Annotated in this window: 18 protein-coding genes and 1 pseudogene; 3 read left to right on the top strand and 16 right to left on the bottom strand. The window is 39.6% G+C overall.

Annotation, left to right across the window (positions count from 1 at the left end; genetic code table 11):
• Positions 1–31: 31 nt before the first annotated feature.
• The 7 genes from G586_RS0106525 to G586_RS0106495 all read right to left on the bottom strand — a co-directional run bounded on the left by G586_RS0106525 (position 32) and on the right by G586_RS0106495 (position 10,305).
• Positions 32–919, bottom strand: coding sequence for a glycerophosphodiester phosphodiesterase family protein (locus G586_RS0106525; protein WP_026527109.1), 888 nt, complete (start codon positions 917–919; stop codon positions 32–34).
• Between the two features lie 110 nt (positions 920–1,029).
• Entirely contained in the window at positions 1,030–2,844 is a 1,815-nt protein-coding gene (locus G586_RS0106520; RefSeq protein ID WP_026527108.1) for a hypothetical protein, read from the bottom strand.
• A 31-nt stretch (positions 2,845–2,875) separates the two neighbouring features.
• Positions 2,876–5,968, bottom strand: coding sequence for a toll/interleukin-1 receptor domain-containing protein (locus G586_RS0106515; RefSeq protein ID WP_081674239.1), 3,093 nt, complete (start codon positions 5,966–5,968; stop codon positions 2,876–2,878).
• A 158-nt stretch (positions 5,969–6,126) separates the two neighbouring features.
• Positions 6,127–6,996, bottom strand: a complete 870-nt coding sequence (locus G586_RS0106510; RefSeq protein WP_026527106.1) for a phosphoribosylaminoimidazolesuccinocarboxamide synthase — start codon at positions 6,994–6,996, stop codon at positions 6,127–6,129.
• A 58-nt stretch (positions 6,997–7,054) separates the two neighbouring features.
• On the bottom strand, positions 7,055–8,695 hold the full coding sequence (locus G586_RS0106505; RefSeq protein ID WP_026527105.1) for an ABC-F family ATP-binding cassette domain-containing protein: 1,641 nt from the start codon (positions 8,693–8,695) through the stop codon (positions 7,055–7,057).
• Positions 8,696–8,827: 132 nt separating this feature from the next.
• Entirely contained in the window at positions 8,828–9,325 is a 498-nt protein-coding gene (locus G586_RS0106500) for a hypothetical protein (protein WP_026527104.1), read from the bottom strand.
• A 116-nt stretch (positions 9,326–9,441) separates the two neighbouring features.
• Entirely contained in the window at positions 9,442–10,305 is an 864-nt protein-coding gene (locus tag G586_RS0106495) for a PHP domain-containing protein (RefSeq protein ID WP_026527103.1), read from the bottom strand.
• 141 nt (positions 10,306–10,446) lie between these two features.
• Here G586_RS0106495 and G586_RS0106490 point away from each other — a divergent pair, with 141 nt between their 5' ends.
• Positions 10,447–11,253, top strand: coding sequence for a Cof-type HAD-IIB family hydrolase (locus G586_RS0106490; protein ID WP_026527102.1), 807 nt, complete (start codon positions 10,447–10,449; stop codon positions 11,251–11,253).
• 58 nt (positions 11,254–11,311) lie between these two features.
• The gene (locus G586_RS0106485) at positions 11,312–15,034 is read left to right on the top strand and encodes a leucine-rich repeat protein (RefSeq protein WP_026527101.1); all 3,723 of its coding nucleotides are present in this window, start codon (positions 11,312–11,314) and stop codon (positions 15,032–15,034) included.
• 57 nt (positions 15,035–15,091) lie between these two features.
• Here the strand turns inward: G586_RS0106485 and G586_RS0106480 are convergent, their stop codons facing one another.
• From G586_RS0106480 to G586_RS27485, 7 genes and pseudogenes are all read right to left on the bottom strand, one after another.
• On the bottom strand, positions 15,092–15,805 hold the full coding sequence (locus G586_RS0106480) for a hypothetical protein (protein WP_026527100.1): 714 nt from the start codon (positions 15,803–15,805) through the stop codon (positions 15,092–15,094).
• Positions 15,806–15,937: 132 nt separating this feature from the next.
• A complete protein-coding gene (locus tag G586_RS0106475; protein WP_026527099.1) occupies positions 15,938–16,192 on the bottom strand; it encodes a hypothetical protein in 255 nt (84 codons plus the stop codon).
• Between the two features lie 49 nt (positions 16,193–16,241).
• Positions 16,242–16,841 carry a Maf family protein gene (locus tag G586_RS0106470; protein WP_242831978.1) on the bottom strand — a complete coding sequence of 200 codons (600 nt, stop codon included), beginning with the start codon at positions 16,839–16,841 and terminating at the stop codon, positions 16,242–16,244.
• Between the two features lie 76 nt (positions 16,842–16,917).
• Entirely contained in the window at positions 16,918–19,080 is a 2,163-nt protein-coding gene (locus G586_RS0106465) for an RNA degradosome polyphosphate kinase (RefSeq protein ID WP_026527097.1), read from the bottom strand.
• 23 nt (positions 19,081–19,103) lie between these two features.
• Positions 19,104–20,648, bottom strand: coding sequence for a Ppx/GppA phosphatase family protein (locus G586_RS0106460; RefSeq protein ID WP_026527096.1), 1,545 nt, complete (start codon positions 20,646–20,648; stop codon positions 19,104–19,106).
• 65 nt (positions 20,649–20,713) lie between these two features.
• A complete protein-coding gene (locus G586_RS0106455; protein ID WP_035772692.1) occupies positions 20,714–22,036 on the bottom strand; it encodes an ATP-binding protein in 1,323 nt (440 codons plus the stop codon).
• Between the two features lie 78 nt (positions 22,037–22,114).
• Positions 22,115–22,354, bottom strand: a pseudogene (locus tag G586_RS27485) (chorismate mutase); the annotation flags it as partial.
• A gap of 147 nt (positions 22,355–22,501) precedes the next feature.
• Between G586_RS27485 and G586_RS0106450 the strand changes: the two are divergent.
• The gene (locus G586_RS0106450; protein ID WP_026527094.1) at positions 22,502–23,527 is read left to right on the top strand and encodes a DUF5050 domain-containing protein; all 1,026 of its coding nucleotides are present in this window, start codon (positions 22,502–22,504) and stop codon (positions 23,525–23,527) included.
• A gap of 87 nt (positions 23,528–23,614) precedes the next feature.
• Here G586_RS0106450 and G586_RS0106445 read toward each other — a convergent pair whose 3' ends face one another.
• Positions 23,615–24,052 (bottom strand): aspartate carbamoyltransferase regulatory subunit, encoded by a 438-nt coding sequence (locus G586_RS0106445; protein WP_026527093.1) that lies wholly within the window; start codon positions 24,050–24,052, stop codon positions 23,615–23,617.
• A 14-nt stretch (positions 24,053–24,066) separates the two neighbouring features.
• Entirely contained in the window at positions 24,067–25,023 is a 957-nt protein-coding gene (pyrB, locus tag G586_RS0106440) for an aspartate carbamoyltransferase (protein ID WP_026527092.1), read from the bottom strand.
• Between the last annotated feature and the right edge of the window lie 140 nt (positions 25,024–25,163).

Raw genomic sequence — 25,163 nt, 5'->3', positions numbered from 1 at the left:
TTATAATTAACTATGTCGTGCATAGTAATTATCAAACACTTGGAATAAATCCTTCAAAAATAAAGATGTCGAATCTGTCTCTGTTTCTGTCAAGCTCTTCCTGGCTTTTTATGGTCCAGGCAGCCGCTGTGTTCTTGTAAAGTTTGTGACAGATCGTCCTCGACAAATTGTCTGCATGCTTGTGGTTATATGCCACAAAATCAGGTTTTGTGAGGAAGTTAAAAATCAGGAATGCAAGCATAATGTAAAGCGGTGTGTGCATCACCTTGTCGATTTCATGGAAAAACTCCTCTGAGAGCTGGCCTCTGAAAATCTCGTTGTGATTTTTCTTTAACCAGTACAGTCCCAGCGGATTGAAAGACTCAACACAATAAACACCTTTATATCTGCTTAAAAGATCATAAACCTTGGGACAAACCGAAAGATCAAATCTCTCGATCTTAATCTCCACAATGAGTGGTACTCTCCCATCCACCATATTGAGAAAATCTTCAAATCTCGGTATCTTCTCATCTGAATCAAGAAGATGAAACTGTAATAGTTCCTCATAGGTGTAGTCTATAACCTTACCTGCTACTCCCAAACTGCCGTCTTCGTTTTTAACGGCATCTGCGGCCTCATGGCCCTTTTCATATCTGGCAACTCGTGCCAATGTAAAATCATGGAAAACAACGGGAATCCCGTCTTTTGTGAGCTGAACATCCAACTCTATTCCATACCCTTTTTCGACAGCCTTCCTAAATGCAGCCATAGAATTCTCAGGTGCATCCGTATGGTTGTCGTGCAATCCTCGGTGTGCATATAGATTCTGTACAAGCAGTTTTTCAGATATGGTCTTCTTGCTCATCCCCGGCATAATAGCCAGTAAGTAAAGAGCGGCAAGAACCAGTAAAATAACAATCAAAACTTTAAAAATCATTTTATTTTTCTTCCTGCTGACGATCTTTTTATCACGCCCATGATATTTTAATATTTTAGTACGCTTTTGACAAGTAAAAAAAATAAAATGTCAATAGTTTTTTTATATAATTATTTGCATATCAAGTTGATCATAGTTACTATATTGTCTCTGTCCATTTGCTTATAATCTACGTTTTTTCCGGTCACAGAGTTCTCATAACTTGATAATTCATCAAGTTCATCCCATGGAATAAGACACGCATGAAGCTTGTTTTTGTTGTCTTTTGTAATTCTGATAGTATTGTCGTTTCGATATAGATCTGCGCGTTTGCCTATTTCTTCCTTAGTCATGCACTTGTAGCCCATTGAGTAGTGGAAAGCACACCATCTCTTATGCTCTGATTTGGCAAGGTTCTCCATGCACTCATCCCCCGGCTTCTCAAAAGCTGTCAATCCAACCTGGCGAAGCAAGCCTGAAAGATAATCCGCACTGGCTCTGCAGCTCATTCTGTCGAAATATGTACAGTTATTCCACTGCTCATCGGCAGATTCAGAATCACCTCTGTAAAAATGATTTATTTCTTTTGCAAGCTTATCAAGTGATCTTCCGTAAATTATCGCAGGTTCAAAGGTTTTGGTTATTTCGCTTCGCATGTCATTTTTGTAAAGAATGACTTTATCAACGCAGCACTGGAAAACAGGTGCATATCTTCCATTCTTCATCATGATATCAATTATTCCATATGCCATCTCTCTTCCGGCTGTCTCATTGCCGACAGCAATATAAACACTGGTAATGGCATCTGAATTATTCTTCACATAATCAGTTAGCATGCTGCTTCTTCCATCGTATGGCTCAAAGCTTATATCATAATTGCTGAGCATTTCAGCATATTGTTCTTTGAAAAAGCCATCCTTTTTACTGATATCAGGATCAAAAACCTTCACCTGAAAGTTGCTGCCTTCAAACTGTCCGCATGCGACAATTCTTTTAAGAAGCTCCTGTCCGACATGGCCAAAACCAATTATTACGATATCTACATTGTTCTCTGCCTTACCGTTTGTATCAAAGTTTACCGTATCGCTTACAGGATATTTTCTAAGAAGCATTCTGGCAGTCAGCTCTGATTTATTGAATGTGTAGGTACTTCCGAATCCATATTTATCGCCTACTGCCTGCAAATTGTTGCTTTCAATATCTTCATGTCCAAGAAGTACAAGCTCAGACTGAGATGGATCAATATTAAGTGCCTTTAAAGCATACATCATCTTAAGAGCATAATCGTAATTAAGGTCCTCATTATCAGACAAAGCGCTAAGGCGTACTTTTCCATCGTTTCTTTTTATTGAAAACTTTTTTAAGAACTTTTTAGTAGGCACTGCCTCCGCATTATCCGGAAACCATACTCCGCCCATCTTTCGAATAGTTGCATCATAGTCAGTTCCGTTTCCAATAAAAGCAACTGATGTTTTTCCGTTTTTCAAAAGCTCTCTTCCGATTTCGATCGTGTGCTCATTTATTCCGTAAATAATCTCTACATCGCGAATCCGCAGTAAGAACATACGAAGACGTCTTAATACATCTTTTCCGATGAAGAGAACTATTGCACTTACTAACGCATAGTATGCAAAAAAATGTATTGTCCAGAAAAATGTCGTAAATACAGGACTCGTTCCCACAATTCTGGTGAACTTTTCATAGTTATCACCACCTGGATTTCCGAACATTCTTCCCAGGTCAACAACTGTTCTCAGGACAGCACTTATAGGTTGCGCTCCATATATATTGGAGTTTATGGTTCCATATATGCCAAGTCCTCCCATGATAGCGATCAAAAATGCTATTTCCATCCACTGGGATACATGTTCAGCATCCACAGCAAGCCACAGCGCAATCGAAAAGAAAATTGTACCCGCGATCAATATAATAAAAATACTTTCCATACCATCTGATCCTTAGTTTTTTACTAAATACTCAATTGATGTTATATTGTAACTTTTTCTCGGCACTTAAGGTTGAATTACCAAATTGTTTATCTGCTTCAGCAAGTAATTCTGTATAGTTCTTATAATGAATGCGATTAACAATCTTATGGTCATTTGTAAGGAGTATTGAATTGTCTCCTCCTAAATATACCAGTCCCTCTTCAACAGAAGCGACGCAGCCATAGCTTTTGGTATTGTATAACAAGAGGCCTCCGCCAAATGCAACAGCAAGAATATCACTGTCTTCATCGCAGACTATGTATTTCAAAAGACCGTTTGCTTCCATTTTACTTACAATCTCGCCTGTCTTAGTCTCGCAGATAATAACATTATAATCATCACCCTGCATTACAAGGTGTTTACCATCATCCGTGAAGGAAACAAACGGATAGTAATATGCAGCCATATCGATTTCTGTAACTGTTTCCATGGTTGTTGTATCAGCCACTCTCATCTTACCATCCAGGCAACATAATGCAATGTACTTACCATCCTTACTTAGATCCATGAATTTACATCCATAGCCATCAGAAATGGTACGGAACATGTCATCCTTAACATAGGTTGCTTCTTCTGCTACACAATCATAAGCGTACAGGTTTTCTCCTGCCTCGGAAATATATACTGTTTTTCCATCCGAAGCCGGAATAATATAGCCTATTTTGCCCTCTGCCCTGCTCTGACAAATTTTAGTTTTATTCTCAAGATCAAAGATAAGTGCATCGTGCGATGTCCAAAATGCAGCTGTTTTTCCATCTTTAGATATAGACATATCGTAAAGAGTAAAATCAAAACCATAATCAGCAAGCATTATCTTCTCAGCACTTTTTTGAGCAAGATCTACAGCCCAAAAGCATCCTCTGTCATCAAAATATGCTTTATCCTGTGAGAAGAATACTGCATCAACATCGGCATCATCTTCGGTTGTATAAACTTCTTCCCCATTCTTGTCAAAGATAGTAACCGCTCCTACAAATTCAGCTGCCCCCAGGGAAAAATACTCAGAATCAGGCGAAACGTTGTATGATTTCACATTGTAGTCAAAATTAAGGAACTCCTCTGAATCAGGCGCTTCATGCCATGTCAGAACATGTAAATCCGGTGAAGAGAATGAGCTGAAAACTATTGCATTACTATAAAGTACTGAATCTCTGATTGAAGCATTAGTCTGGAAATTGAATTCCGAGTGTATCTGTCCTGTTTCAAAGTTTACGAAATCAATATTTCCCGATCTATAACCAACTCTTCCAAAAGAATTACCGGATGAAAGCGCTACCATTTTTGCCTGACCGGGAAGATTAAAGCGCACTCTGGTTTCACCTGTTTCCTCATCCAGCGTAAAGGCATCAGACTCAATAGTGACAACAACATCACTCTGCGTTTTACCGCCTTCCTCATATGAGTGGGACATTATGATTGAATCAAAGGTCAAAACTTCCCTTACATTAGCATCTATTCTTTTTGACCACAGAACGTTACCGTTTTTATCAATCAGATCGACAATCATATCTGTGACTCCTGATTCGATCATATCGGAGTTGCCGCTCAGGAAAGCATAATTGCCGTTATCCGTTTTACAAAAATCCAGAATAAAGCCGGTAGACACCTGTGTGTCTACAGTCGTATTGTTATCAAGATCAACAAATGATACTAAGGTGTTCCCTTCATCACTTAATCCATGACCAATAATATAAAGTCCGTCTGCCTTATAGTATCGTCCCTCTTTAGAGAATGACAGATCACTGTTATTGGGAATAGTTGAAATCACATCGCCGTTTTCAGGATTAAGCCTTACTATCTCGTCATAGCAGGCAACAAAAATCTCATTCCTGTCAATTAAAACATCGCTCTTTGATATATAAGAATCAAAGTCCTTTGTGAATATTACATTTCCATCATAGCCATATTTTGTAAGACTTTTGCTTGTAGCAACATAGAGACCTGTATCATCAGCATCTGCGCATACAACAGATTCAAAATAGTTACTACTGTTTACACTTGGTTCTATTGTTAATTCAAGTGACCAGTCCTCAGAATTCCATACATAAACCTTACCACCATTATCGATTGTAACAAGTCTTTTAAAGTCATCCGTTCTCTCCATGTATGAAATTGGCAGAGAGTGAGACAGATTCCTTTCAAAAGATACGTTCTTACCGCAATCGTATGCATATAGTGTTGTTGCAAGAGCATATTCCGATTCTGCTACGTAAGGGCGCTCATTTCCTTCAGAGGGAAGCCCCTCTTTAGCCACGAGGACAGCGTCCGCACGATTACCCGCGTTAAATAATGACAAAGCCTCTTCAGCATAGAACCTTGACTGATTTTCCTGCTTTCCCTTGTACTGCTCGGTTATCTCATCAGCCATCTGGCTCTTCTCTTCGGCAAGCTTACTTTTCTCATCAGCGAGTTGACTCTTCTCGTTAGCAAGCTGTTTCATCTTTGCCGCAACATTAGCATTATATATACCAAATGACATTCCGGACACAGCAATTACTCCTGCTGCAGCTGAAGCAAGAGTAACTGTTTTTCTGATCACACGCTCTCTATGACGCTGTCTGAGCTCATCATATGTGCATCCGATTACAGGCGCAGCAAGACGAAGGAGTTCTGTCTTATATTTATGATTTCTCTCCTTCTTATCTGCTCCTCTGACATCGGCTGCAAGAGGCTCAACAGGATTGCCATCCTCATCTGTAAGGAGCTGTGGCGGGAATGACTCCGCAGGCTCTCCTTCAATAAGTACAGCGAGCACATGATTTCTGTCATGCATCTTTATGAAGTTTTCTATTTCCTTACATACCCAGTAAGATTCCGGTGTTCGTGGAGAACAGATGACTATCAGATATTTTGACTCGGCAAGTGCCGTGGAAATGTTGTCATCAAGATCACTTCCTATGGGCAGTTCTTCCTGATCTCTGAAAACTCTGCCCATCTTCTTTTTCCCAGTTTTGTTCTGGACTGACCTCGGTATTTTATAGGTCTCAAGTCCTGTGTGAATTTTCTTTGCAACCTCCATATCAAGAGGTGCATGCCTGTAGCTTATAAAAGCATCATATCTCATCCCCAAAAAACTCCCCATTTATATTTTTAGTTCCCCTCAGTTGCATATTATAGCAAAAAATCAATGCTACAAATATGGAAAATACAGCAAAATAATCATTCCCAACATAGAGAATGCAGCAAAAAAATCCCGCTCCTAATATGTAATAAAGCAACATACCGGAGCGGGTAAAATTATTAGAGTTTCTTGCCTGTCAGAAGCTCATATGCTTCTTCATATTTTGCAATTGTCTTATCGATTACGTCTGAAGGAAGGTTATAGTCGCTCTCCGGATTAGCCTTGAGCCAGTCTCTTACGAACTGCTTATCAAAAGAGGGCTGTGATTTACCGTGCTCATATCCTTCTACCGGCCAGAAACGGCTGCTATCAGGAGTGAGCATCTCATCAGCAAGCACTACTTCACCTTCTTCGTTAAGGCCAAACTCAAACTTGGTATCAGCGATGATGATTCCGCGAGTAAGTGCATAATCAGCACACTTTTTATAAAGTGCAATAGTATAGTCGCGAAGCTTCTCTGCATATTCCTGTCCATGTCCGGGGAAGTCTCTTTCCAGAACTTCTACAGAACGCTCAAAATCGATATTCTCATCATGGTCACCGATCTCAGCCTTAGTTGAAGGAGTGTAGATGGGTTCAGGGAGCTTATCGCACTCTTTAAGTCCCTCAGGGAGCTTTATACCACATACTGTGCCATTCTCCCTGTAGCTGTTCCATCCGCTTCCTGTTATATATCCGCGAACAATGCACTCGATGGGAAGCATTGTAAGCTTCTTGCAGAGCATACTGTTTCCAGTAAATTCGGGCTTTCTGAAAAATTCAGGCATATCAGCTGTATCTGTGCTGATCATGTGATTGCTTACGATATCCTTAGTATAGTCAAACCAAAACTTTGACATCTGGGTAAGAACTGTACCCTTTTTTTCAACCTTATTCTTAAGAATAACGTCGAATGCTGAGATTCTGTCAGTAGCTACCATGATAAGGGCATCACCCACATCATAAATCTCACGTACTTTTCCTTCTTTTACCGGACTGTATTCCTGCATAATTACTCCTCCCTTTAGGCGCTTTGCGCTGTTAACAATTTATATGATATCTGAAAAATCAGTCATCATTATCTTCATCTTCGTTAGTACTGTAAACTGTACGCTTTCTTGCCATTGCATCGCTCTCAAGGTACTCGTCATAAGTAGAACGCTTGTCGATAAGCGAGCCATCAGGCAGGATTTCCATTATTCTGTTTGCTGTTGTCTGAACGACCTGGTGGTCACGGCAGGCAAAAAGCTCAACTCCGGGGAACTTGATCATACCCTGGTTAAGAGCTGTGATTGATTCCATATCAAGGTGGTTGGTAGGTTCATCAAAGATAAGGCAGTTAGCACCGCTGATCATCATCTTACTGAGCATGCAGCGAACCTTCTCACCTCCGGACAATACCTTAACCTTTTTAACACCATCCTCACCTGCAAAAAGCATACGGCCAAGGAAACCGCGGACATAAGTAACATCCTTGATCTCTGAATAGCCAGTGAGCCACTCGGTGATTGTGTAATCATTATCGAACTCATGAGAGTTATCCTTGGGGAAATATGCCTGTGAAGTTGTTACACCCCACTTGTAGGTTCCCTCATCGGGCTCAAGCTCACCTGTAAGTATCTGGAAAAGAGTTGTCTTAGCAAGCTCGTTTCCTCCAACAAATGCTATCTTGTCATCGTGCTGAACAACAAATGATATTTTATCAAGAACCTTCTCACCATTAATTGTTTTACTGATTCCATCAACAGTAAGAACCTCATTACCGATTTCTCTCTCAGGTCTGAAATCGATGTAAGGATACTTTCTTGAAGAAGGCTTAATTGTATCAAGCTCGATTTTCTCAAGGGCTTTCTTGCGGGAAGTAGCCTGCTTACTCTTACTGGCATTAGCAGAGAATCTAGCAATGAACTCTTTAAGTTCCTTGATCTGCTCTTCCTTCTTCTTATTTGCTTCCTTCATCTGACGAATCATGAGCTGTGATGACTCATACCAGAAGTCATAGTTACCTGCATAGAGCTGAATCTTGCTGTAATCGATATCAGCAATATGGGTACATACCTTATTAAGGAAGTATCTGTCGTGGGATACGACGATAACTGTATTCTCAAAGTTGATAAGGAACTCCTCAAGCCATGCGATAGCATCCATATCCAAGTGGTTGGTAGGCTCGTCGAGAAGAAGGATATCAGGGTTACCGAACAGTGCTCTTGCAAGAAGCACCTTAACCTTCTGATTACCATCAAGTTCGCTCATCTGCTTATAGTGAAGATCGGTTTCGATTCCAAGTCCGTTAAGAAGGCTCTCTGCATCAGATTCAGCTTCCCATCCATTCATCTCGGCAAACTCGGCTTCAAGCTCACTGGCTCTGATTCCGTCCTCATCTGTGAAGTCTTCTTTAGCATAGATAGCGTCCTTTTCCTTCATGATCTCATAAAGTCGGGCGTTACCCATGATAACAGTATCAAGAACAGTAAACTCATCATATTTGAAGTGGTCCTGCTCCAGGAATGAAAGACGCTGGCCGGGAGTTATTACTACATCTCCGTTTGTGGTCTCAAGTCTTCCTGATAATATCTTAAGGAAAGTAGATTTTCCTGCTCCGTTAGCACCGATGATACCATAGCAGTTACCCTCGGTGAATTTGATATTAACATCTTCAAAAAGAGCCTTTTTACCAACTCTAAGTGTGACATTGTTTGCACTGATCATATTGAAAAACTACCTCCGATCGTGTTTCTTCTAATAATAATGTAATCAACTTACGTATTATATTGGAAGATAATAAAAAATGCAATATAAAAGAAGCCCTCTCCAACAGTTTAGAGAAGGCTTTTTTACTATTCATCTAACATATATATATCTAAAATATAATTCAACAGAGGTCTTGAGTTTTTGATAACCATCGTCATTATAAACCTGTCCCATAAGACGGAAGTTTCCTACAAAGGGCAATGGCTCTTTTCCTGCTAATTCCTTCGAAGCATTGAAGGTTTTAAGAACCGCCTCCTGAACGCTGTTTTCTTTAACAAAGCTTCCCGGATTGGCCATATCCTCCAAAACATCTATCGTTTCGAATCTTTTATAGTCAGCCATAGTGAGATATCCGAAGTACTCGTCTTCTTCGTCATTGGCATCTCTCAAAGGAGCAGTCTTTGAAAGGTATAGATCATAGGGGTGATTCTCTTTATAATCGCTATCTGTGGTATACAAATATATTGTTCCAAAGTCCCTGATTCTGAAAAAATCCGCATTACATGAAGCCACATGCCTCGTATAGCCTGTGGAATCCCATTTCAAAGGATCAATATCCATTATTATGGCTTCATCAAAAACATACATAGAAAGACCTCCTGCACTTTGGATAATCTACTATATATAGATTATACAGTGTAGAAGGTCACATAACTCTTAAATATCTAGAAATTTTAGTTTATATCTATTTCAGTATTTTAATTCTATAAAGCTTTCTTATTTTTCAGATAATATTCCTTTATTCGCTCGGCGACTTCATAAGGAACTGTCATTTTCCCTGTTCCGGCTCCTAGGTCAATATGGGGCTTGTTTTTCCCATGAAAATCCGAGCCTCCACTGATAAGAAGATTATATTTCATAGCAAGTGCTTTTATATCGCGCTCGTCCTGAGGTGTATATGTTCCATAGATGGCTTCAATACCAACAATTCCGGCATCTTTCATGGAATGAACAAGTTCGTCCATTGCATCCCTTCCAAGTCCGTAAAGAACAGGATGCGCCAGAACCGGCACTCCTCCTGCCGATAAAATCTGATCAATTGCCATTTCCGGTGTTATTTTTTCTCTTGGAACATAATACGGACAGTGATCACCTATGAATCTGTCAAAGGCTTCCTTTACACTCGTTATATATCCTTTTTCCAAAAGCAGTTTGCCAAAGTGAGCCCTTGTGATAACTGCTCCCGGATTCTTTTGAACGAGTTCTTCATAGGTTATTGGCATCCCGGCATCAGTGAGTTTTTTGCACATTTGTCTGTTACGTTCTGTTCTTGAATCTATAAAGCCCTGAAGAGACTTCTTAAAGCTATCGCTCTGATAGTCTATATATAGCCCGACTATATGAACGTCCTTTCCATTTCTGACAGTCGAATACTCTATGCCGGGGATTACCTCAAGCTCAGGATAAAGCTTCCCTCGTTCCATTGCCTCAAAAAGTCCGGATACCGTATCGTGATCAGTAAGCGCAATTGCTGAAAGCCCTTTTTCATAAGCATAATCTATTAGTTCTGATGGTGAATATGTTCCGTCTGATGCAGTCGAATGAGTGTGTAAGTCCGCTTTTTTCATACTAATCTCCGTTTTAGATGTAAAAGTCATGTGCTATCAATCATTTTATAATAAGCGCATCACAAGCAAAAAATCAAATTTTACACAGGTGAACAATCAGTATATAATTCACTAAGTATTTTATAGAATATGGAGATTGCCATGAGTAAGATTTTTTTCACTGATTTGGATGGAACATTATTAACAAAAGAGAAAAAAGTATCACCTGTTACTATGGATGCCTTAAAGAAATTCACCGGTGCAGGTAATCACTTTGCGATAAATACAGGAAGATCCTTAGAAAGTGCCATGGCCGCACAAAGGGACAACGATCTGTTTTTCCCGGGGAGCTTTCTTGTCGCTTACAATGGTTCGCAAATCTATGATTGTGATAATAAGAGAGATGTATACAGAACCGGTGTACCTTTTGAAATGATACCTGATATTTTTTCCCTGGCAAAAGAATATGGTGTACATTGTCATACCTACACCGACGAAAATATCATAACACCTTATGAGGATGAAGAGCTTACATACTACAGAAGAGTTATCAAGACTCCTTATATAGTAACAGACGATATTTGCTCTGCCCTCACCGATGTGCCCTGCAAGATAATCGGAATTGAGCTTCATGACCGTGATAAGTGTGATCGCTTTAAGGCGGCTGTCGAAGAATATGCCGGTGACAGGCTCACTCTTCTTTATTCAAATCCCTACTACCTTGAGATTTTCAATTCCGAGGCAGGAAAAGGAAGCGCTGTTGTAAGGCTTGCCGATCATCTAGGAATCCCACATGAAAGCACAATCGCAGCAGGCGATGAAGAAAACGATATCTCTATGATAAAGGCTGCAGGTCTTGGAATCGGAATGATAAATGGCACCGATGAAGTAAAAAAAGCAGCTGATATCATTACAGAGACCGATAATAATAACGATGGTCTTGCTAAGATTCTTCTAAACAATCTATAATAGTCCTTAAGTCTATTATTATCGGGAACTATCCCGAAATCATTTGGAGGGAAAGTGTATGAAAAAAAGGGTTAAAGCAATCGCAGCCCGGCTGCTGTTTGCGCTTCTTTTGATGCTTCTGTGCATCAATCTCAATTCACTGGATGCGTCCGCATCTGTCAGGGACAACAAAGGTAAAGTCCTGTTTTCCAATAACAAATACATGAAGGTCACTATTGGAGGAACATCTCTTCAATATAATGATATTCCTCATCTTAATCCTAACTATCTCGCAGGATATTATTTGGATCTCAAATTCGAGAACAAATACACTAAGCCTGTTTTTGTCAACGTTTATGTTACAAAGATTAATGGAAAAAACCTTTCCTCACCTTTGGCCATAACAAGAAGTATTGAGCAGGAAGGTTATCCACACCTTTCCGGATACCTTTCCAGTTTTCGTATAGGGAAAGGCGCGACCGTATCGAGACCGGCTGTAATTTCGTTCTCTACTCTACTGGAAGGAAAAGTAAATAGAGTAAAAAATATCGATGGTTACATAAAGATTATTGATACAACGGATAAGATTCTTCTTAATGAAAAAAATGGTACATTTCACGCAGCTCTTGAAGATGATTCCTCCAATGATGAGATTCTTTTTAATGAGCTCACCGGTGCAAAATTCAATTCAAGTGATAATAGTTCCATAAAGGGGGCTGTTGTATTTAACCTATCTGCATTCAAGAAGGATTCGAAGGGTGACTATGATATTTATTGTGATTACCAGAACACTACTTCTTCTAATTTGCTTTTAACTGCAAGCTATAAGGATGGTTCAAAAATATTCAGTTTTTATCTTTCACCAAATATTTATTCTGTAAATAGAAGCCCTAGCTACCTAGGAGACAATTCGAAGCTTGAAAATTTGCTTAAAAACAAGGCGGTTGAACCAGTCACTTACACTTTAAAAAACACCGACTCAGGAAAAGTCATTTCCACAAAAAATGCAAATCTGGATTTTGGAAAAATAATTGTTATAGAAGATTCAGCTCATTCTTATCAATCTTTAAATGTGTATTTTGTTAACAAAAATGATTCCTCTAAGAGCTGTTATAATACATTTTATATAGGCGATGATCCGCGTTCCTGTAAATTAGCACTAGATGACAGGAAGCCCGAAACCAGTATTCCACACGAAAAAATCGTCTGGTCAAGCAGTGATGAAAGCATCGCTACAATTGACAGTAATGGTAATATCACACTTACCGGCGTTCCCGGAGTGACAATCATACGCGCAGCTTATGGAACGTTAATTTTTCAAAAAGCATTGGATGTCAGAAGTCCCAAACTCGTAATATATTCCAAAGCCGTAGCCTGTGATGATTTCATTCCTTACGACTACTCCATATATCCTGAGTCAATGGATAATTTTAATGTTTCAATAAAAACCGAAGATGAAAACATTGCAGTCATGGGGCCTTATAAAAGGCTGTATGGCAAATCAGAAGGAATTACAAAGATAATCGCTACTGCCAGTATGGAAGGATATCCTACACCCCTTACAGCAGAAGCATATATCCGTGTACTTCCTAAAAGGGAAGAGACCACTGAACTTAAAAATAAACCTATTGTAAAAGCGCCATCTCTTAATGCCAGCGGATTATTGTTCAAGGAAGATAATGTATTCAGTATTAGTCTTGACAGTGCGCAGATGGTTGGGTCAAGCTATCGTCTGGATATTACTGAAGAATGTCTTGGAGCACAGCCAATAAACAGCGACATTACCATTACTAGCATAAATGGTCTCAAGGTACACAGTTTTCATCACGGTTACACCCAGAAACTAAAAACCTCCGGAAAAATAACAAAAGGCACTCCCAAAAAGCATACATTTTCCATTGGCGAAGATGTGTTTGCCCAATTGGGTACAATGGAAATTTCGGAGCTTCGTGGAACAGTCGATTATCTGGTAGAAAATGGAAAACATTCAAAATGGCCTTTTGTAATAAAGCCCGGAACCGGAACAGCCACATCATATGTAAGAAGAACTCCTTCAGGTAAGGATCTCAGTCTAAACTTTAAGGATATTAGCGCTGAAGTAACAAGTATATACGAAAGGTGTTACAATCACAACTTAATTGAATCCGTAATTTCATTGTATATACAGAATAAATCAAAAAATAATACTTACCAGTTTTCAGCGTATATTAATAAGGTTAACGAAAAAAGTGTAAATGACAATTACATTTTCAATACCCTTAAGAGCGAATGTCTCTACCCCGGCGAGAAAATGTATGGAAACATGATTATTCCCGAAGAATACTACATCACAGATATAACAAGTATTAACAGCCTCTCCATAAGCGTTACAATAAGGGATATGTCTGATAAAGTTTCACATGACGAAACAGTTGTCTTAAATGACCTGTCCAAAATTTCAAGAAAGGCAGAGACCTTAGATTTCGACTCCTATCCTAAAGAACTGTTCGTGGGACAAGAGCCATATTATTTCAGTGTGTATGAGGATGGCATGAATCATTGGATAAATCGTTCAAAGCTCACCTATAGCACCTCTGACGAAACGGTTTTATCCATAACAGCTGATGGAGGGTTAATAGCAAGGAAGCCTGGTGTCGTATTAGTAACCGTCACTGACGAAGAAGGGCGGATGGGTGTCTTGGCGGTAGGTGTAAATGCTCCTAAATTGTCCTTTGTCCAGCAAAAACAAACTTTGGATGAAAATTCCTTTGCTGAATTGTCATCACTATTCAAGGTGGAGCCTGCTGATCTTCTTGATAAAATAACATTCAAAAGCAGCGATGAATCGGTAGCTACCTTTAACAGCGATGGTTATCTCATAACCAAAGCCCCCGGAAAGGTCACTTTGACAGCTACTTATGCTGATTCCAATAGCTCATATTCAGATAGCTGTGAACTGACTGTCAAGAAAATGAACAGCTTAGAGCTTTCGGATCACGAGCTAATCGCCCATCCTGATAGTAGCGGTAATTACAGGCTACTCTCTCTTCATGCAGGAAATGATGACTTAAACTCACTTTACAACGTAACCTGGACATCCAGTAATACTACCAAAGCAGAAATTGTACCATTTGATTCCGAAAATTATAATGTTCCAAGCGGTTATTCAGGCTCAATCAGGATAAAGCCCATTGCTCCCGGAACAGCAACAATTACTGCTTCCTACGGTGGTAAGACAGCTACCTGCAAGATAATTATCAAGGATTCATCAGGCGAAGTTCCCGAAGATGAGCCGGGTGAAAATGACGAACCACAAAATCCCGGAAACGAGCCTGCATCAGATACGCCATCATCAGATGCTTCTGAAACAGGAAATACCGGTAATGACAACGCTCCTACTGTCATACCTGTTGATTCTCCTTCGACTACCACTACAGAAACCGGCTACAAGAAGGGTGATAAGTTTACAGATCCTACTTCCGGAGCGATATATGTAATTACCTCTGACAGCGAAGTTCGATTTGAAGCCATTAGCAACAAAAAGGTATCAAAGATAATAATTCCTGAAAATGTAACTATTGGTTCAAAGAAATATGCAGTCACTTCGATAGGCTCAAAAGCATTTAAAAACTGTAAGAAGCTAAAGAGTATTATCGTTGGTAAAAATGTATCCAAACTGAACAAAAACGCTTTCAAGGGATTAAAAGACGGCACTAAGATCACTCTTACTGCCAAGAATAAAAAAACTTATAACAAGCTTGTTAAAAAGTATAAAAAAGCCGGTGCTAAAAAGGCAAAGTTTAAATTCAAAAAGCTTAAATAACAAATGATAACAAAAATTAAAAGTCCCTGTTCGAAATGAACAGGGGCTTTTGCCATCTTAATTAACTTTAAGAAATGAACTTAGCTTAGCATTCTTTTTGCTGTACATATTTGTCTTTGCAAATTTCATATTTCTGATTTCAAAATCCTGACACATCATATAGTCCAAATCTGTTGTCCCTGCTATACCTACATAAATATTCTTTCTCTTCTTTGGATAGCAGACTGCAATAGTATAAATAAGATCTTTGTATCCGGCAACATCATAGCCGCCGGCCTTCTGTTCATAATAGCTGTCATATGATCTCACACAGGCCGATAACACTCCATCAACCTCAGTGGTCCCTAATGTAAAGGCGCCAAGTGACAATCCGCTTTTCCCATCTATGACAACAGCATTATAGGTAGCAGTAATACTGTTTCCAAGACCACTCTTGTTAGCTGCCTTGACAGCCCTTGCTACCTGACCTGAATTAAGTTTAGGAGTAGAGATTTTCACCTTGATATATGCACACTCATACCCTTCTCTATCCTCAGCATCTTCTTTTTCAAATTCCATAATCCGAACCTTGCTGTTCCTATAACCTATTCCGGGACAAGCACTTTGAACAGTAACATTCTTTCCCTTTTTTAAGGTCGTTCGGATATTATTCTTTTTGAGATAATTGGATGATGCACCCGCCTGTATCGCACAAGCCGGACTTTCCAAAACAACTACAAGCGAAAGTGCAAATACCAATAATGATACAAAGAACTTTTTTGCAATTTTCATAGTATCTTCCCTCATCTATGAATTAATTGTAAAAAAGAGGGAATATACAAACAATGTATATTCCCTTAAGTATTTATTAACTTTCGCTAATATCAGCAATATAAAATTACTCGTGTTATAAAAAGCGCAAATTCATCCTTCAACTATGAGATATCTGCCATCACCGACATCAAAAACTTCAGATGCTTCCATGACATCGCCATCCCCAGGATCAAGACCTGCCTCCTCAAAGTATTCCTCAACCTCCTCTGGAGAGTCAACAACTACTGCCATGCAGTCTTCAAGAAAAGCCTCCGCTTCCTCCGGGCTCTCAGCCACATTTTCAGAAAAAAGTTGTCCCTGATTTTCTAAAAAACAATTAAGAACGGCATCATCATACTCGTGCATTCATAGCTCGCTTTCCCACAGGCTACCCTATTACCTGTGCATAAAGTGGTTATATTAAATCTCTGGTTTTTAATTTCTGATATAATCTTGAGAGCGGAAGTCCAACCACATTATTGTAGTCGCCTTCGATACCCTTGACATATCTTCCGAAAATTCCCTGGATACCATAGGCTCCGGCCTTGTCATAAGGTTCATCGGTATCAAGATAATCCATAATTTCCTTTTCACTCATCGGATATACATTTACGTCAGTACACTCGTAGAATGAGAACGACTTCTCTTCACCACCTGAACCATATATCACCGTCACTCCGGTATACACCTGATGTGTCTCTCCCTGAAGATTCCGGATCATTTCTTCGGCATCGTTTCTGTCCTTTGGCTTGCCAAGTATTTTCTCTCTATATGATACAACGGTATCTGAACCAATTACAACGAGAGTGTCTTTATTATCTCTAAAAAGTTTATGAAAAATCTCTTTAGCCTTCTGCTCCGAAAGAGAAGTCACAACCTCTGAAGGAACATCGCTGGTTATTATTTCTTCACCTTCCGCAGGGATTATTTCAAATTCAATATCCAAAGTCCCAAGAAGTTCTCGCCTTCTAGGAGACCCTGATGCAAGTATGTATCTCATTTTTTCCTCATTCATAAACTATACTCTGGATTTTCTTCTCCCTGGTACATATAGCTATTACACAAAATAAGGCATTGTACTTAGAGAAAAATTATAGTCCATGATCATCTCTATATTCAGGTTCAAAGACTCTGTTCTCAGAAATATTCTTTGGCTTTCCCAGTTCCGTAGCCTCTTTTCCGAACAGCTTCTGTGAGTTAAGAGAATCTCCTCCTCTCTTCGTCACCTTAATATATTCCCCTTTATCATTCATCACGTGGGCTTTAACATTATCACGAAGTTCACAGTCAAGGATATGCCAAAGCTTCTCACGAAGCGCCGGATTCTCAACAGGGAACATTATCTCAACTCTTCGCTCAAGATTTCTTGGCATCCAGTCTGCACTTGATGCATAGTACTCGGGGCTTCCACCATTTTCAAAATAGAAAATTCTACTATGCTCAAGGAAGTTACCAACTATAGAACGAACCTTGATATTATCGCTGACTCCGGGGATTCCGGTTCTAAGACAGCAAATACCTCTTACAATGAGATCAATCTTAACCCCTGCACTGCTTGCTTCATAGAGTGCAGCAATTACATCCTTGTGACAGATTGAATTCATCTTGGCTATGATATGGGCAGGCTCGCCATTTCTTGCGTGATCTGCCTCTCTTTTAATAAGATCAAGAATTCTGTCCTTAAGCCACAATGGTGCAATAGTCAGCTTATTCCAAACAACCGGCTCCGAATAACCTGAGAGCATATTAAATACAGCAGTAGCATCCTCGCCATAGGCTTCAGCGCAGGTAAACATTCCGACATCAGTGTAAAGCTTTGCTGTGGAATCATTATAATTACCTGTTGCCAAATGAACATAACGCCTGATACCATCTTCCTCTTTTCTAACAACAAGCGTTATCTTACTATGAGTCTTGAGACCCTTTAATCCATAAATTACGTGACAGCCTGCTTTCTCAAGCATCTTAGCCCAAACAATATTGTTTTCCTCATCAAAACGGGCCTTTAATTCAACGAGAACGGAAACCTGCTTGCCGTTATCAGCCGCCTTAGCAAGCGCCGCGATAATAGGTGAATTACCACTTACGCGGTACAAGGTCTGCTTTATGGCAAGTACTGCCGGATCTGATGCAGCAGTCTCAACAAATCTGACAACAGGATCAAAGCTCTCGTAAGGGTGATGCATAAGGATATCACCCTCTCTTATGCACTCAAAGATATCTCTGTCATTAGGAAGCTGAACTACCTGTGCAGGCGGATTATATCCATGTTCCTTGAGGTAATCAAAGCCTTCTATGCCATACATTTTCATAAGAAATGTAAGATCAAGAGGTCCATCAACGGTATAAACTTCTCTCTGCTCAACCTTAAGCTCATCAACAAGAAGCTTTAAAAGTCTCTTATCAAAACCTTTCCCAACCTCCAGTCTTATGGCCTGGCCCCACTGACGTCTCTTGAGCTGTTTCTCTATTTCTTTAAGAAGATCCTCTGCCTCGTCCTCATCAATCGAAAGATCGGCATTTCTTCCAACCCTGAAAGGATGGCAACATACGATATCATAATTGAGGAAGAGCTTATGAATATTCCTCTGAATGATCTGCTCTAGAAGCATGATCTTTCTTACGCCGCTCATCTCAGGAATTTCCATTATTCTCGGAAGTACGGAAGGCACCTGAACCATGGCGAATTCCATCTCATCATCGTTATCCTTGCCCTTAACAAGAGCACCGATGTTCAGGGTCTTATTACGAATAAGAGGGAAAGGTCTCGATGAATCCACCGCCATCGGAGTAAGTACTGGATATACAAAATCATCGAAGTACCTGTCAATATAATCTCCCTCTTCAGGGCTTAGTTTTTTATAGTCCTTCACGATCTCGATTCCATTGGAACTAAGCTCAGGCAATAACAATCGATTGTAAATTCTATATTGCTCAATAACAAAATTATGAACAGCTTCCGTCACTTCGTCGAGCTGTTGCTTAGGTGACATTCCTGCAATATCCGGCTTCTTATAGCCCGCGTTAATCATGTCCTTCAGCGAAGCCACACGAACCATGAAAAACTCATCAAGGTTGCTGGATGTTATGCTAAGGAATTTCAGTTTTTCAAACAGAGGTGTGGACTTATCCTTAGCTTCGGACAAACACCTGCTATTGAACTGAAGCCAGCTGAGCTCACGGTTCATATAATATTCGTTATTATAAAAATCTATTTTTTCCGGTTCACTTATATTTTTCTTTTTTCCTGCCATTTCGACCCCTCATCTATAGTAAGTTAAAAACGTTTCTGTCGTATTACCGGTTTGATTCCATAAACCTGTTCAAAGAAGCTTCCTCTCGCTTCAAACAACCCTCTTTCAAGAGAAATATCTGCCATGGTATCAACCGTTATTTCCATCTCCTTATCCTTAACAGAAATCCGCACATCCTTAAACTTTTGTTTGTGGGTTCTGTCGAGACCATTAGCAACTCTTAAAATCGCCGTAAGCTTGGCAATGGTCAGATACGCATCATGATCAATTCCATGGAATCTGTAGCCTCCGCCTTTGTAGTATTCAAAATCATCATGATTAAATCTTACTACATTCGCCACTATTGACCTTTCCAAATGAGATAACCCGATAATCTCTGTGGACATTATGATGTTATAGGAACAATCTCCGAGATTGATCATGCTTATGTATTTACCACAGTCATGAAGAATTGTGCATATCTGCAATAACAGACGTTCTCTTTTTCCAAGTCCGTGGACTTTTTTCATACTGTCAAAAATATTGAGTGCTATTGTCTGAAGCGTCTCACTGCGCTGCTTGCTTCCCATATATCTTCGTGAAATATTCTGAGCACATGCCACGATATCCTGCTCGAAATCATGTGAGCTCTTTATATATTTCTTGCGCTCGGCATATTCGAATGCAATACCATCACATAGAGTTCCTCCCGGAGCCCAGATGGTCTCCGCCTTAAGCATTGCCATAATGTTGCTCACCAGAAGTCCCGAAACATACATAAGCATTATGTTGTCCTGAGCAAGTCCCAATTTTTTTGATATGTCTGCAAGCGACTTATTGGCAAGGGTGCCCATATAATAAACAAATTCCTTTGCAGAGGCATACCCCTTTTCTTCCATTCCCAAATTTATCCTTTGAAGAACAGGTGATACATAATCATCTATAAGAATAACATTCTCTATTTTTCTGTCCTTCAAATACATCTTGGCAAATACATTTAGCTGCGATTCAACCAGTTCCTGTACAAGCATTGGGAATTTGCTATGTCCGGGCTGAATATGCTGCATGGTGGAATACAATCTTAGCACTCCGAGCCGAAGCTGCTGGGTAGTAACAAGAGTATCATTCTCAAAAAGAGAAATCTGAATACTTCCTCCACCCACATCAACAATAGCAGTTGGTTTCTCAAGAAATTTAAAGAACCGCTCGTTATTAAGAGCAACCGATTTGTAATCAAGAAACCTCTGCTCGGAGTTACTCAAGATGTCAATCTCAAGTCCGGTGCGCTGTCTTAAGAGCTCAAGAACAGTATCCGTATCCTGTGTCTCTCGCATCGCACTTGTACCATAGGCCTGATAGCGTGTAACTCCATAGCCCTCCATGATCTTATTGTAGTCCGTCAGGATACGAATAAGTTCATCCATATGAGTAGCTGAAATCTGACCTGTGGCATAGGTTTCCGTACCAAGATCAATCTTATGGCTTACATGATCGATTTCCTTAACGCCTTTTTTCTGAGACATCTCAAATATCTTCATGTCCAAAGCGTAGGAGCCCATATCTACTGCAGCAAATACATCTGTTGCCATATATACCCCCCGTTTCATGTTACTTAATAAACCCTAAAAGAATACCTATATCTTCTTTGCTTAATTTATTTTCCTAATAGATAATCTATAAACTGCTGAGCTGTTCGTCCGGAAAGCCCGCCATGATTCATCTCCCACTTTCTGGCCTCGGAGATAAGCTCATCCTCAGGAAGATTGATATCATTTCTCTTTGCAAGAACCCTGACTATTTCATCATATTCCTTCATCTCCGGTGCACCAAAATATATAGTCACACCAAACCTGTTAGCAAGGGACAGCTTTTCCTGAACCGTATCATTTCGATGAAGGTCATCGTCAAGAATAGCAGGCTTATCCTTAAAGCTTTCTCTTATCAGATGTCTTCGGTTCGAAGTTGCATAGATCAGGACATTTTCTGGCTTCTTCTCAAGTCCGCCTTCAATCACTGCCTTAAGATACTTGTAGTCAGTCTCAAATTCCTCAAAGCTGAGATCATCCATATAGATTATAAATTTGTAATTACGACCTTTTATCTGCGAAATTACATCATTGAGATCCTTGAACTGATGCTTATAAATCTCGATAATTCTCAGCCCCTTATCAAAGTACTCATTAGCAATAGCCTTAATACTTGATGACTTACCGGTTCCGGCATCACCATATAGGAGACAATTGTTGGCCTTCTTACCTGCAACAAACGCATCCGTATTTTCAATAAGCTTCTGCTTAGCTATCTCATAGCCAACAAGATCCTTTAATTCAACATGTCTTATATTCCTGATAGGTTCAATAACTGCACTGTTTTCCTCATGTCTGATTCTAAAGGCCTTGTGAAGCCCGAATTTTCCAACTCCATAATGCTTATAGAACATTGTCAGCTCGCCAAGCATCTCTTCGGAATCAGAGCATCTTGATAAGCATCCCGAAAGTTCACAGATCCTATCCCTTACCCTTGTATTAAATACCTTACTCTCAGATGAACCAATCTGATATTCAAAGAGGGCTCTAAGTTCCGGCACATGAAGCCTCTCGATCATCTCGCTAAAATCAATATCAAACCATTTCTTGAAACAGGATAGATCGTGAAGCGCCAGCTCTTTGATTGAACCTCCGGTATCGCCGCGCATTTCATCGGCCATACTGTATGCATTTTCATCTGATACCAGAAGAAGTGTTAAAAAGGCATGCCAAAGATTCCCATAAAATCCGCGCCTTGCTGACTCTTCTATAAGAATACTCATAAGGAAATGTATAAGATTTTCCTGCTCTTCCCTCGTAAAAGTCTCATCGGAAAGCTTTCTATCCGCTAAGATGACAAGATTGTCCCTTAAATATGACTGCTGATTTGTAGCGTTTCTATAGAGAATAAGTGAATTATTTGTTGTACGTCCGCCTTCTCCTTCTGAAATCAGGTCCCTGTAAACCGGATCGCTTTTGGCCTGACTATCCGTAACACCACTTTCAGAAAGTCTCTCATACTGCCTTTTGCGGCTGATCTCCATTATTTTTTCGAATAACTCTCCGGTAGGCTCTTTATTCTCATCGCTTTTTGTATGAGCCTTAACATCCTCTATTTTCTGGTCTTCTCTTTTCTTATCAAAAATGCTTTTGCCTACCTGAATCTTGTAATCAGCGACTTTCTTGCTGATTTCCATCCTTTTTTCAAATAATTCTATAAGTTCTGAATCGATCTTATCGATATCTGAGCGTAGTTCATTTAAATCCATACCTTGTTCTCCTGCGTTTTATTATTAGAATTGTACCATAATTTAAGGGAAAGTTAATGGTATTAGCGCTAAAAATCGTGCTATACTTTATTAAAAATAGTTTATAAATTACACATCCGGTTTTTAACATACTGAGGTAATGACATTATGAGTAACAGAAAATTTCTGATACTATTTACAGCCATCATCACAGCTCTTACGATCGTTATTTTAATCTACATAATTTCCAGGCGAGTTCCCATGAATGATGAAAATGTTGTCGGTAACACACCTGGCAATCTATATAATGGCGGCCTTTTTTTGGAAATGGACGGCAAGGTCTATTTTTCAAATCCTCTTGCTAATAACTGTCTCTACTCAATGAATCCGGATGAAACCGATTTAAAAGAGCTGACAGTCATGAACACAAGAAATATTGTCGGCGCCGGCAAATATATTTACTTCTATCTTGATTACTCATCCACAAACACCTCAAGTGATACCATCAGCGGACTTGGAAGAATATCTACCTTCTATGGTCTTTACAGAAGTAACATAAATGGTGACAATCAGGTAATTCTGGATAGAGAAAATGTTTCATCAGTCCAACTTGTAGGAAGCAATCTCTATTATTCAGTTACTTCCGGTGAAGAAGCCGGACTTAATAAAATCAGAATCGACGGTGAGAAGCAGGACTTTATCACATCAGAAAAGCTGGATCCCTCATGCGCTTTAGAAGGCAAAATATATTATAGCGGAATAGATCTTGATCATGATCTTCATGTAATGGACACAATGTCTGAAAATGCATCAAGTATCCTGCTAAGCGGAAATATCTGGCAGCCTATAGTCCAAAACGGTTATGTATACTATATCGATGCTGCTCACCATTACAGACTGTGCAGGACAAATTTATCGACCGGTGAAACTTCTGTCCTCACCAACTCAAGAATTGATTTCTATAACATGAATGATTACAACATATTCTACGCAACATCAGAACCCGGTAACGAGTCTCTGCGTGTTATGAAGCTTGATGGTTCCGATAACGTAGTCATCGCAGAAGGAATATTCCATGCACTTAGTCTCACATCGAAATATCTTTATTTTAAGCCTTTTGAAGTTGAGAACGTTATGTACCACGTTCCTGTAGATGGATCAGATGTTGTAAGCACTTTCCTTCCATACAAATAAAAACGCCATGGTACTTTTTTCGTTCATGAATATGCAAAATAAAAGCAGGAATCCAATCGTATAAACCGGTTCCTGCTTTTTTATATTTTATTTTGATGAACTTTCACTGTATTTTTCATCACAATATTTGCAGCGATAAACTTCCTTATCTTCATCAGCCAGATAAAAGATATGGGGCAGCCCCTGCTCTATCGAAGAAATACATCTGGGATTATGGCATTTAATTACATCCTTAATCTCGTGCGGAAGGAAAAGCGCTCTTTTCTCAACAATCTCTCCCTCCTTGATAACATTGACTGTTATATTGTGATCTATAAATGCCAATACATCCAGGTCAAGTGTATCAATATCACATTCAACCTTAAGAATGTCCTTTTTCCCCATGACATTACTTCTGGCATTCTTGATAATTGCAACAGTACAATCCAGTTTATCAAGGCCAAGATGATGATATATCTGCATACTCCTGCCAGCCTTGATATGATCTAAAACGAATCCCTCTTCGATTTTTCCAACGTTCAGCATATTTACTTCCTCTCTTAAAATGTTCTCAAAAGTCCATGATTCATATGAGCATCCGTCTTATCAAGGAGCGTTAAGATAAGCGCCATTCTCACATACAAACCATACTGAACCTGCTTAAAATATGCGGCCCTGGGATCCTTATCAACTTCCACGGAAATCTCATTTACTCTGGGAAGCGGATGAAGAATATGCATATCCTTTTTAGCCATCTCCATCTTCTCCTCGTTGAGGATATAGAAATCACGCAGTCGTATGTAATCCTCCTCATTGAAGAAACGTTCCTTCTGAACTCTTGTCATATATAAAAGATCCAGTCTTGGCATTACATCTTCAAGTTTTATGACTTCTTCATATGTTATGTTATTTTCATTTAGCATCTCCGTGATATAGTCAGGAACACGAAGCTCTTTTGGTGATATGAAAATAAAATGGATATCTTTGTAACGAACAAGTGCATTTATCAAAGAATGAACTGTTCTTCCAAACTTAAGATCGCCGCAAAGGCCAATAGTAAAACCGGAAAGAGTTCCGTGCAATGATCGGATTGTAAGAAGATCCGTAAGAGTCTGAGTTGGATGATGATGTCCACCATCACCGGCGTTGATAACGGGAATAATTGAATTCGCTGCTGCTACCATAGGAGCACCCTCCTTAGGATGACGCATAGCACAAATATCAGCAAAACTGGAAATAACTCGAATAGTATCGGCGACACTCTCGCCTTTAGAAACTGAAGAACTGGATGCATCGGCAAAACCGATTATCTGACCGCCTAGACGTAACATCGCGGTTTCAAAACTGAGTCTGGTTCTGGTACTGGGTTCATAAAAACAGGTTGCCAGAATGTTACCATCGCATTTGTGAGCATAAGCGCTCATATTTCGCTCAATATCACCTGCTGTGTCAAACAGCTGCTCAAGCTCTTCAACAGTGAAATCAAGCGGACGCATCATGTGTCTTAGATTATTCATCATAGATTATGCACTCCCCTATATACTGATTAGCATTTTTCCTTTTTCAATTATATATGTTTGAGTCACGATGTCTATAGAGTAACTTCCATTTTTCAAAAAATAACGGCAGAAATCTTACGCAAAGATTTCCGCCGCTA

This window comes from Butyrivibrio sp. VCD2006, assembly GCF_000423925.1.
GTDB lineage: Bacteria > Bacillota > Clostridia > Lachnospirales > Lachnospiraceae > Butyrivibrio.
This window is presented reverse-complemented; position numbering and strand designations above follow the sequence as displayed.

Coding starts and splice junctions, on each gene's coding strand:
- G586_RS0106525 (WP_026527109.1), bottom strand. CDS start 919: ATGATTTTTAAAGTTTTGATTGTTATTTTACTGGTTCTTGCCGCTCTT.
- G586_RS0106520 (WP_026527108.1), bottom strand. CDS start 2,844: ATGGAAAGTATTTTTATTATATTGATCGCGGGTACAATTTTCTTTTCG.
- G586_RS0106515 (WP_081674239.1), bottom strand. CDS start 5,968: ATGGGGAGTTTTTTGGGGATGAGATATGATGCTTTTATAAGCTACAGG.
- G586_RS0106510 (WP_026527106.1), bottom strand. CDS start 6,996: ATGCAGGAATACAGTCCGGTAAAAGAAGGAAAAGTACGTGAGATTTAT.
- G586_RS0106505 (WP_026527105.1), bottom strand. CDS start 8,695: ATGATCAGTGCAAACAATGTCACACTTAGAGTTGGTAAAAAGGCTCTT.
- G586_RS0106500 (WP_026527104.1), bottom strand. CDS start 9,325: ATGTATGTTTTTGATGAAGCCATAATAATGGATATTGATCCTTTGAAA.
- G586_RS0106495 (WP_026527103.1), bottom strand. CDS start 10,305: ATGAAAAAAGCGGACTTACACACTCATTCGACTGCATCAGACGGAACA.
- G586_RS0106490 (WP_026527102.1), top strand. CDS start 10,447: ATGAGTAAGATTTTTTTCACTGATTTGGATGGAACATTATTAACAAAA.
- G586_RS0106485 (WP_026527101.1), top strand. CDS start 11,312: ATGAAAAAAAGGGTTAAAGCAATCGCAGCCCGGCTGCTGTTTGCGCTT.
- G586_RS0106480 (WP_026527100.1), bottom strand. CDS start 15,805: ATGAAAATTGCAAAAAAGTTCTTTGTATCATTATTGGTATTTGCACTT.
- G586_RS0106475 (WP_026527099.1), bottom strand. CDS start 16,192: ATGCACGAGTATGATGATGCCGTTCTTAATTGTTTTTTAGAAAATCAG.
- G586_RS0106470 (WP_242831978.1), bottom strand. CDS start 16,841: ATGAATGAGGAAAAAATGAGATACATACTTGCATCAGGGTCTCCTAGA.
- G586_RS0106465 (WP_026527097.1), bottom strand. CDS start 19,080: ATGGCAGGAAAAAAGAAAAATATAAGTGAACCGGAAAAAATAGATTTT.
- G586_RS0106460 (WP_026527096.1), bottom strand. CDS start 20,648: ATGGCAACAGATGTATTTGCTGCAGTAGATATGGGCTCCTACGCTTTG.
- G586_RS0106450 (WP_026527094.1), top strand. CDS start 22,502: ATGAGTAACAGAAAATTTCTGATACTATTTACAGCCATCATCACAGCT.
- G586_RS0106445 (WP_026527093.1), bottom strand. CDS start 24,052: ATGCTGAACGTTGGAAAAATCGAAGAGGGATTCGTTTTAGATCATATC.
- pyrB (WP_026527092.1), bottom strand. CDS start 25,023: ATGAATAATCTAAGACACATGATGCGTCCGCTTGATTTCACTGTTGAA.